Origin of the sequence: Formivibrio citricus (assembly GCF_900115065.1) — a bacterium.
Lineage (GTDB): Bacteria > Pseudomonadota > Gammaproteobacteria > Burkholderiales > Chitinibacteraceae > Formivibrio > Formivibrio citricus.
Genome location: NZ_FOVE01000015.1, coordinates 87,299 through 96,537, shown reverse-complemented (window position 1 = coordinate 96,537; position 9,239 = coordinate 87,299). Strand labels below are relative to the sequence as shown.

8 protein-coding genes are annotated in these 9,239 nt (G+C 57.7%); 2 read left to right on the top strand and 6 right to left on the bottom strand.

Features of this window, described 5'->3' with window-relative positions; all coding sequences use genetic code 11:
- Nucleotides 1-1,298 (bottom strand): tannase/feruloyl esterase family alpha/beta hydrolase (locus BMZ36_RS10630; RefSeq protein WP_091195934.1); only part of this gene is annotated, 1,298 nt, incomplete at its 3' end.
- A 220-nt stretch (nucleotides 1,299-1,518) separates the two neighbouring features.
- On the opposite strand from BMZ36_RS10630, the gene BMZ36_RS10625 reads away from it, so the two are divergent.
- The gene (locus BMZ36_RS10625; RefSeq protein WP_091195893.1) at nucleotides 1,519-2,415 is read left to right on the top strand and encodes a LysR family transcriptional regulator; all 897 of its coding nucleotides are present in this window, start codon (nucleotides 1,519-1,521) and stop codon (nucleotides 2,413-2,415) included.
- A 77-nt stretch (nucleotides 2,416-2,492) separates the two neighbouring features.
- Here BMZ36_RS10625 and BMZ36_RS10620 read toward each other — a convergent pair whose 3' ends face one another.
- The 5 genes from BMZ36_RS10620 to BMZ36_RS10600 all read right to left on the bottom strand — a co-directional run bounded on the left by BMZ36_RS10620 (nucleotide 2,493) and on the right by BMZ36_RS10600 (nucleotide 5,633).
- The gene (locus tag BMZ36_RS10620) at nucleotides 2,493-2,888 is read right to left on the bottom strand and encodes a cyclophilin-like fold protein (RefSeq protein ID WP_177187859.1); all 396 of its coding nucleotides are present in this window, start codon (nucleotides 2,886-2,888) and stop codon (nucleotides 2,493-2,495) included.
- A gap of 530 nt (nucleotides 2,889-3,418) precedes the next feature.
- Nucleotides 3,419-4,288 carry an Hsp33 family molecular chaperone HslO gene (hslO, locus tag BMZ36_RS10615; RefSeq protein WP_308417372.1) on the bottom strand — a complete coding sequence of 290 codons (870 nt, stop codon included), beginning with the start codon at nucleotides 4,286-4,288 and terminating at the stop codon, nucleotides 3,419-3,421.
- Nucleotides 4,285-4,869 (bottom strand): MFS transporter, encoded by a 585-nt coding sequence (locus BMZ36_RS10610; protein ID WP_091195882.1) that lies wholly within the window; start codon nucleotides 4,867-4,869, stop codon nucleotides 4,285-4,287. Before BMZ36_RS10610 ends, hslO begins: the two co-directional genes overlap by 4 nt.
- Nucleotides 4,866-5,342: a CinA family protein gene (locus BMZ36_RS10605; RefSeq protein WP_091195878.1), complete on the bottom strand. Its 477-nt coding sequence runs from the start codon at nucleotides 5,340-5,342 to the stop codon at nucleotides 4,866-4,868. The genes BMZ36_RS10610 and BMZ36_RS10605 overlap by 4 nt, the downstream gene beginning before the upstream one ends.
- Nucleotides 5,343-5,438: 96 nt before the next feature.
- A complete protein-coding gene (locus tag BMZ36_RS10600; RefSeq protein WP_091195875.1) occupies nucleotides 5,439-5,633 on the bottom strand; it encodes a YjfB family protein in 195 nt (64 codons plus the stop codon).
- 136 nt (nucleotides 5,634-5,769) lie between these two features.
- Between BMZ36_RS10600 and dnaE the strand changes: the two genes are divergently transcribed.
- Nucleotides 5,770-9,228 (top strand): DNA polymerase III subunit alpha, encoded by a 3,459-nt coding sequence (gene dnaE, locus BMZ36_RS10595; protein ID WP_091195872.1) that lies wholly within the window; start codon nucleotides 5,770-5,772, stop codon nucleotides 9,226-9,228.
- The last annotated feature ends 11 nt before the right edge of the window (nucleotides 9,229-9,239 follow it).

Below are 9,239 nucleotides of genomic sequence, written 5' to 3'. Positions count from 1 at the left end.
TTTTTGGCAAAAATCTTCTGGCCATCCTTGTCCAGGTCGTACTTCATGACGTAGTCGATGATCGAGGTGCCCTTGCCGTCCATTTCCTTGGGCGAAACCGGCGGGGTGGAGAAGGCAAAGCCAACTGACAGCGGGTCACGCGGACCGACCGAGTTCTTGAACTTCCACGTTCCCCAGTCCTTGCCTGCCAAACCGGGATCCCAGGCTTTGGCGCTGTAGACGGGTTGGCCGTTTTTCCACTTGGGGCCGGCGAACACTTCAGCCATCACTTTCTTTTGTTCGGCGGTCAGGCATTGGCCATTCGGTTTGGCGGCACAGGTGGGAACGTCGCGAGCCAGATTGAATGCTTTCTGGCAGCCCATGAGGTCGGAAACGATGCCGTCCTTCAGGCCATCGAGCGCATCGCAACGTTCCAGCACCTTGTTGGCGATCAGGTTGAGCGCGGCTGGCGGAAAGCTGGTATTGAGATCGGGCCGGCCGGTCTTGGGATCTTGGGCGGCCACTTTGGCGAACTGCTGGGCATCGGCGATTTGGGTGAGTGCGGCATAGGGCAGACGATAGCCGGGGGCCGTGGCCAGTACGCCATCGTATTCGCCGCTGTCACGCGCTGCGGCCACCATGCCGTGACGCCCGCCGTTGGAGGTGCCGACGATGTAGGATTTGTCCGGTCGCTTGCCGTAGTAGGCGGCGATCACGCTCTTGGCCATGGGGGTCAGCTGGGCGACGGCGTTGTAGCCGTAGTCCAGCCGTGCTTGCGGGTCGACACCGAAGAGCCCGCCGCCGATGCCCGGAACTTTTTCCATGGCATGCCCGGCATCGGAGCTGATGACGGCGAAGCCTTTGGTCAGGCCGTTGCTGCGCGGTCCGCCGCCGAGAATGTCGCCAAACGCCGGATGCAGGATGCCATCCAGACCGCCGTTGGCCTGGTAGAAGAAGCGGCCGTTCCATTGGGAGGGCAGGCGCATTTCAAAACCGATGGCGTATTGCTTGCCGTCGACCGGGCTGATGCGCTCGTTCAGCGAGCCCTTGATGACACAATGCTCGGGGATCGTGTCAACGATGCCGGGGCGCTTCTCTTCTCCCGAGGCAACCAGTTTCGCAGAAGTGATCTTGAGATTTGGATATGCAACTGCAGCGGCCAATTCGCCGCATACTTGCTTGGCAACACCCCCAACCGCAGCAGATTCATGTACCTTGTTTCCGTCAGTTTCCATATAAGTGGCACAGCCACCCAGCAGCGCTACATAAATTGCCACACCTGATTGAACTGCGACTTTACGAACGGCACTCTTTTTCATTGAAATAACCTATCGCCATTTGTTAAACAAAATATTGATCCAGCATTAAAAACAAATACCATGCTTCATTTAAAACAAAACACACACAAAACCACGTTCGTTTTTGTGCAAAGCACCAACCGCTTCACAAGCCATGAATTTATGTAGTAGATTCTTGTCAATTACATCAATTAACACAACACGCGCCGGCTTAACACTCTATTAAGGCAGAACTGAACAAGTGAACAACTTTCCAGACATTGCATTCTTCGTTGAACTTGTCAGGCAAGGCAGCCTTTCCGGGCTGGCAAGGGCATGGGGCATTACGCCGCCTGCCATCAGCATGCGGCTTAATCAACTTGAGAAAGAGTTGGGGGTCAGGTTATTGAACCGCTCGACACGACAGTTGAGCCTGACGCATGAGGGTGAGGTCTACTTTTCGCGCGGCTCGGCGCTGCTTGCCGACTTGGCCGATCTCAACCGCGAAGTGTCCAGCGGAAGCCAAACACCGAAGGGTCTCTTGAAAATCAACGCGCCCATGGTGCTTGGCAGACAGAAGATTGCGCCCATTGTCTACGAATATATGGAACGTCATCCCGAGATCAAGATACAACTCGATTTGACCAGTGAACCAGCCAACCAGATCGAACAAGGATACGATGTCAGCATCCGGGTCGGCCTTCCGCCGGATTCGCGGTTGGTGGCCAGAAAACTGGCCAGCAACCGTCGTTATCTGTGCGCCTCGCCTTTGTACTTGGACAAATTTGGCATGCCGAGCCACCCCAAGGAATTGGTAAAACACGAATGTCTGATTTTAAAGCGCCCCGAAGATGCCAACATCTGGCGCCTATCCAAAGACAACCTGATTGAGAGCATCAAAGTTCAAGGCCACTTCAGCAGCACAGACGGCGAGGTACTGATGGGATGGGCATTGCGAGGGCGCGGCATAGTGAGCGCGGGAGATTGGTATATCCATAAATATCTGAAATCAGGAAGGATGCGCCATGTTCTTGAAGAGTGGAGCCCTCCAAACTGGGATATTTATGCAATATATCCAGAGAAAATACATTTACCAGCCAAAGTTGCCAGCTTTATTGATTTCCTTGCAGATAAAATAAACATGTTGCAACAAAAATAGCAAAACTGCATTGCAAGTAATTGCCGTACGCGCCTCGACATATTTGCAACGAACGGTCGCTCTGATCTGACGCAGGGTCAGCATCCTTCATGGGCAGGAAGCAAACTCACCTTCCCGATCGAAAGCCCCAAGTTCTTGAACATCAAAGGATCGCCCTTGACGATCTTGCCAAGCGGAACACCCGGTGAGGCCATACGCGGTTCGTTGCCGTGACTCGCGGGCGTCGGGCCGAAGAAGATGCAGAACGCATTGCCCGGTTGCCAGAACGCCACTTCACCGATCTCATACAGATCGCGTTGTTCGTCATGATCGGGCAATCTGGCCGGCAAACGCCCGTAAAACTCATCGCCCCAGCGATCCATGGAGATCGTTTGCGGCAAGGCGGCTCTCAGCGCCCTGGCCGACGGATTCTCGTACAGCGCGACTTCCCAGCGGGCGTTGCCGACTTCGATGATCATGTCTGGTTTTTCCATGCTTTTGCTCCTTTGTTCCCTGTTTATTTTTGTCGCCATACCGGCACAAAGTGGTTCAACCGCCATTTTCCAGCCCCTCTTGGCAGAGCCACAATGCGCTCAACTTATTAGGCTCTGTTGACGCTGGTTACAAAACTGCGTTTGGGGTAATTCGAGATGGATTTCAAGGCGCAAAGCGCGCCGCAATACGGGTATTGCAAGCGGTTTGCAACGCAAAAAGCCGCTCGAAATACCCCAACGGAAAAACGCCATTCACCGCGTTATGCGCCTTGAAAATAACTCGTTATTGTCTGCGGCGCATGCCTTGTGACTGGCATTTTTCCGGCCCAGCGCAGATTTGTAACCAACGTCAACAGAGCCTGGAATCGGCCAGTAACATTTGCAATTCATGCCAACCAGTTCACCCCAAGTCTGACCCAAAACCTGTTCACGTATATGGACACCTCCCGATCTGTCGCGAGAAGCCGTAGGCATGCATGAAAAAACCGGGGCCTCAAAAGCCCCGGCTTTTCTTTTCTGCAAACATCGCGTCAATGTACTTGGGTTCCCGCCTCCTGCAACCCCTGCCCGGAGAACACCTGCGCCACATCCACGGCATCGAATTCGTAGCGGGCATTGCAGAATTCACAGCCAACTTCGACCTTGCCTTGCTCGGCCAGCAGTCCGTCGATTTCTTCGCGCCCGACCATGCGCAGCATGCCGCCGACCTTTTCACGCGAGCACGCACAGGCAAAAACCGGCGTAACCGGATCGAACACCCGCACCGTTTCTTCGTGGAACAGGCGGTATAGCATCTCTTCGGCTTCAAGCGTCAGCAGTTCCTGATCGCGGACTGTGCCGGCCAGATGCTGCACGCGCTCCCAGGCATCGGCGTCGCCCGTACCATCCGGCATCTTCTGCAGCAGCAACCCGGCCGAGCGCTCGCCGTCGCAGGCCAGCCAGAGCCGGGTTTCAAGCTGTTCGGAGCGCAGCATGTAGTTTTCGATGATCTGTGCCACGCTCTGACCCGGCTCGTAGCCGACGATACCCTGGTAGGTTTCGCCTTCATCAGGGTCAAGCGTGATGATGAACTTGCCATGCCCCAGCAACTCGGCAAGCGAGACATCGGCCACTTCGCCATCCCAGCGCGCGGTGGCGCGCATGGTCATGTCGCTGGCGCATTCGACCACGATCAGCTTGACCGTGCCGGAGCCGTGGAGCTGCATGACCAGCGAGCCTTCGAGCTTGACCGTTGCGGTCAGCAGCGCCGATGCGGCCATCAGTTCGCCGATCAAGCGGGCCAGCGGCGCCGGGTACGGGTGGCGAGCCAGGACATCCTTCAGCGCATTGTCGAGCTGGACGATTTCCCCGCGCACCGGTGCTTCTTCAAACAAAAACCTTTCCAGTACGTCGTGCATCATTCTTCCCTCGTCGATTCGAGTTGCATGCTGTAGCAGGTCATCGGCAGGCTGGAACTGACATCGAAAGCGCATCCAACCTCCACACCGATACGTGCAATGTCTTCTGCGCTAAAAGCGGGGTTGTCATACACCGCCTGCATGGCACCGATGGCAAAATCGCTGCCACTGCCTATCGCCCAGAAGCGCTTGTATTCGTAGACTTCGCGCAGCGAATACACGCCGTAGATGCCGGATGAATTGGCCAGCAAGACCGTCATCTGGCTGGATTCGTAGGGGTCGTCCTCGTCTTCTTCGGTCTTGAGGAAGAAGTCTTCCTTCAGCTTGGGATGCAAGCGGCGGAAGCTGTCGAAAATCGCTGCGCGAGAACTGAAATCGAGCTTCTTGACCTTTCCCAGCGCGGCCTGCAGCACCAGATCGTGCGCCGCGCTGCCGGAAATCGAAAAATAGCCGCCACAGGCGCCAAAAATCTTGTCCCAAGCCCCGTCATCGCGGGCGCTCATCTTGGTATCGCCAAACGTCGACTGACTGTCCGCTGCGATGGCGACCTCGTCGCCCTTCCTCACTACCACCACTGTGGTCATGCTTGCCCCCCGATCAATTCCACCAGCCGCGCCAATGCGTGCTGGACTGTCTGTTCCCGAACCTCGGCCCTGCCACCCTTGAAATGGCAGAGCTCGCTTTCATCCACGCCCGGCCCAACCCACGCCAGCCAGATCGTACCGACCGGTTTTTCCACGCTACCGCCGGTCGGCCCCGCGATGCCACTCACTGCCACAGCCCAATCTGCCTTGGCCGCACGGCAAGCCCCCGTTGCCATGGCACGGGCCACCGGCTCGCTTACCGCACCATACACTTGCAACATGGCTTCCGATACGCCCAGCATTTCTATCTTGGCCTGGTTGGCATAAGCGACAAAGCCGCGCCCGAACCAGTCCGAGCTGCCGGAGATATCGGTGATCGCGGCACAGATCAAGCCACCGGTGCACGATTCCGCAGCGGTCACAGTCTGCTTGCGTTCAAGCAGCAATTTGCCCAGCTTCTGCGCCAGCGTCATTCTTTCCATCCTGCAATCACAGAGAAGCGCGGATTTTACCGCAAGCCAAAAACAAAGGGAGCCGATTGGCTCCCTTTGTGCATCCCCCCCAAGGCATCAGACCTTCACATCCACGTTGCCCCCAAGACCGGGAGGATTGTTGTAGCTCTGAGGCGCCGGCAACGCTTGCAACAGGGTTGTGGCCGTCTGGGCCTGCATGTCCATCGCCTTCTTCAGCACCGCAACTGCCGCTCCGGCATTTGCGCTTTGCGGACTGGCATTGCTTGCCGCGTTGACCAAGCTCATATCCATTTTGGAAACCTCCTCGCTACACTCTAACACTAGCAGCCGCGGCCATCCGCCGGATAGCCACATCCGACAAATGGCAAGCTCCCGATTTGATGGAATCGCCCTCTCGCCGACAGACCGAAGTGGTAGAATTGCCATCATGAACGCCCCCGCCTTTATCCATCTCCGCCTGCATTCCGAGTTTTCAGTAACCGACGGTCTTGTCCGCGTCAGCGACAAGCCCAAGGACAACGAAGCAGTCAAACAGGCCAAGAAACACAGCATGCCCGCGCTGGGCATCTCCGACCTGATGAACCTCTTCGGCATGGTCAAGCATTACAAGGCTTGCCGCTCGGAAGGCATCAAGCCAATCGTCGGCGTAGATGCCTGGATCGAGAACGAAGAAGACCGCGACAAACCGTTCCGCACCTTGCTGATCGCCAAAAACCGGGCCGGCTACGGGCGCTTGTGCGAACTCTTGTCGGAAGCTTTTCGCGGCAACCAGTACCACGGTCGAGCCGAGCTCAAGAAAGCATGGCTGGCAGCCGCCTCCAATGCCGACCTGATCTGCCTGTCGGGCGCGCAGCTGGGGGAGATCGGCCAAGCCGCGATCAACGGAAACCTCTCCGCCGGGCGCGCCGCCGCACGCTGGTGGATGGAACAGTTTCCCGGCAACTTCTATATGGAACTACAGCGCGGCGGCCACGCGGAATGCGAAACCAGCATTGGCATGCACCTGCAACTGGCCGAAGAGCTCGATCTACCCATCGTCGCCACACATCCGATCCAGTTCGTGAACCGGGACGACTTCAAGGCACACGAAGCACGCACCTGCATCGCGGACGGTTACATGATGGCCGACAAACGCCGACCGCGCCGTTTCACCGATGAGCAGTACTTCAAAAGCAGCGAGGAAATGTGCGCGCTGTTTGCCGACCTTCCCGAAGCCTTGGCCAACTCGGTGGAAATCGCCAAACGCTGCAACTTCACCGTGCAACTGGGCAAGAACTACCTGCCGGATTTTCCGACTCCGGACGGCATGACGCTGGACGATTTTCTGGTGTTCGAAGCCAAGCGCGGCCTTGAAGAACGCCTGGAGCAACTTTTCCCCGATCCGGTAGTTCGCGAACAAAACCGCCCCACCTACGAAACCCGACTCAAGTTCGAAACCGACACCATCATCCAGATGGGCTTCCCCGGTTACTTCCTGATCGTGGCGGACTTCATCCGCTGGGCCAAACAAAATGGCTGTCCGGTCGGTCCGGGCCGGGGGTCCGGCGCAGGCTCGCTCGTTGCCTATTCGCTGCGCATCACCGATCTCGACCCGCTGGCCTACGCCCTGCTGTTCGAACGCTTCCTGAACCCGGAACGGGTTTCCATGCCCGACTTCGACATCGACTTCTGCCAGGACAATCGCGGGCGCGTCATCGAATACGTGCGCGACAAATACGGCGCCGACGCGGTCAGCCAGATCGCCACCTTCGGTACCATGGCCGCCAAGGCCGTGGTGCGCGATGTCGGCCGCGTACTCGACCTGCCTTACACTTTCTGCGACAACCTCTCGAAGATGATCCCGGCCGCGCCGGGCAAGCAGTTCAGCCTGACCGACTCCGTCGAGATGGTTCCTGAGCTCAAGGAGCGCGTGGAAAACGAAGACGAGGTCAAGGAGCTCTGGGAGCTTGCGCTCAAGCTCGAAGGGCTGACCCGCAACATCGGCATGCACGCCGGCGGCGTGCTGATCGCGCCGGGCAAGCTCACGGATTTCTGCCCGCTCTATCAAGGCGAAGGCGATGACGCCTCGCCGGTCAGCCAATACGACAAGGGCGACGTGGAAGCCATCGGCCTCGTGAAGTTCGACTTCTTGGGCCTGCGCAACCTGACCATTATCGAACTGGCGCTGCAATACATCGAAAAAACCACCGGCAAGCGCCTGGACCTGATGAGCCTCGGCTTTGAAGACCCCGCCGCCTACAAGATCCTGCAGGATGCCAACACCACCGCCGTATTCCAGGTTGAATCGGACGGCATGAAGCGGCTACTGGAAAAACTCAAGCCCGACCGTTTCGAAGACATCATCGCCGTGCTGGCGCTCTACCGCCCCGGCCCGCTCGGCTCGGGTATGGTCGATTCCTTCATCAACCGCAAGAAAGGCATCGAAACGCCGGATTATTACCACCCGGACCTGACCGCCTGCCTGGAACCGACCTACGGCGTGATCGTGTATCAGGAACAGGTGATGCAGATCTCGCAGATCATCGGCGGGTACACGCTGGGCGGCGCAGACATGCTGCGCCGGGCAATGGGCAAGAAGGACGCCGCCGAAATGGCGCGCCACCGCAGCACCATCGCCGAAGGTGCCAAAACCAAAGGCTACGATCCGGCCCTGGCGGAAAACTTGTTCGACCTGATGACCAAGTTTGCCGAGTACGGCTTCAACAAGTCGCACACCGCCGCCTACGCGGTCGTGTCTTACCACACCGCCTGGCTCAAGGCTTACTACCCCGCCGAATTCATGGCCGCGACCATGTCGTCGGAACTCGACAACACCGACCAGCTCAAGGTGTTTCACGACGACTGCATCGAGAAGAACGGTCTCAAGATCCTGCCGCCCGACATCAACCACAGCTTCCACAAGTTCGTCCCGGTCGGCAAGAAAGAGATCCGCTATGCGCTGGGCGCAGTCAAGGGCGTGGGCGAAGGCGCCGTGGAAATGCTCGTCCGCGAACGCGAGGCAAACGGCCCGTTCAAGGATCTCTATGATCTTTGCCGCCGTACCGACAAGAAGGAAGTCAACAAGCGCGTGATCGAAGCCCTGATCCGCGCCGGCGCTTTCGATGCGCTGGACGATCACCGCGCAAGGTTGCTGGCCAATGTCGAACAAGCCATGCAGGTCGCCGAAGCAGAAGCCGCCAACGCCAACCAGATCAGCCTGTTCGACATGCTGGAGCCGGCGGCCGCACCGACCGTGGAAGCCATCGAAGTGCCGCGCTGGGATGACCGGCAAAAACTCGCCGAGGAAAAAACCGCCATCGGTTTTTATCTTTCCGGGCACCCGTTTGCTGCGCACGCCCAGACAATCAAGCCGTTCATCAAGACCCGCCTGGATCGTCTGCAACCGCAAAAGGAACTGCAGATCATCGCCGGCATCGTTTCCGGTCTGCGCGTCAAGAACGGCGAACGCGGGCGCATGGCTTTCGTGCAGCTCGACGACGGTCACGGCAAACAGGAAGTTTCGGTATTCAGCGAAGTATTCGAGGCCAACCGCACCAAGCTCAAGGAAGACACGCTGCTCGTCATCGAAGGCAAGATCAGCGAGGACCGTTTCAATGGCGGCGGGGTGCGGGTCATAGCCGACCGGATTTACGACATCCACGAAGCCAGAAGCCGCTTTGCCCGTGCCCTGGTGCTAAAAATGGACAGCAATCTTTCGCTCGTGCAATTGTCCGAATGTCTGGCGCCGTGGCGAGGCGGCAACTGCCCAATTGAAATTGATTATCACAATCAAAACGCAAAATGTCTGCTACGCTTAAGTGAAAACTGGCGCGTAACCTTACACGATGATTTGTTGACCAATATCAAAGTTATCCTGGGAAGCGAGCATGTCGCGGTGCAACATTGATGTTGCGACGC

Excerpts from the sequence above, each read along its gene's own strand:
- BMZ36_RS10610 (WP_091195882.1), bottom strand. The coding sequence starts at position 4,869 with ATGACCACAGTGGTGGTAGTGAGGAAGGGCGACGAGGTCGCCATCGCA.
- BMZ36_RS10605 (WP_091195878.1), bottom strand. The coding sequence starts at position 5,342 with ATGACGCTGGCGCAGAAGCTGGGCAAATTGCTGCTTGAACGCAAGCAG.
- dnaE (WP_091195872.1), top strand. The coding sequence starts at position 5,770 with ATGAACGCCCCCGCCTTTATCCATCTCCGCCTGCATTCCGAGTTTTCA.
- hslO (WP_308417372.1), bottom strand. The coding sequence starts at position 4,288 with ATGATGCACGACGTACTGGAAAGGTTTTTGTTTGAAGAAGCACCGGTG.
- BMZ36_RS10620 (WP_177187859.1), bottom strand. The coding sequence starts at position 2,888 with ATGGAAAAACCAGACATGATCATCGAAGTCGGCAACGCCCGCTGGGAA.
- BMZ36_RS10600 (WP_091195875.1), bottom strand. The coding sequence starts at position 5,633 with ATGGATATGAGCTTGGTCAACGCGGCAAGCAATGCCAGTCCGCAAAGC.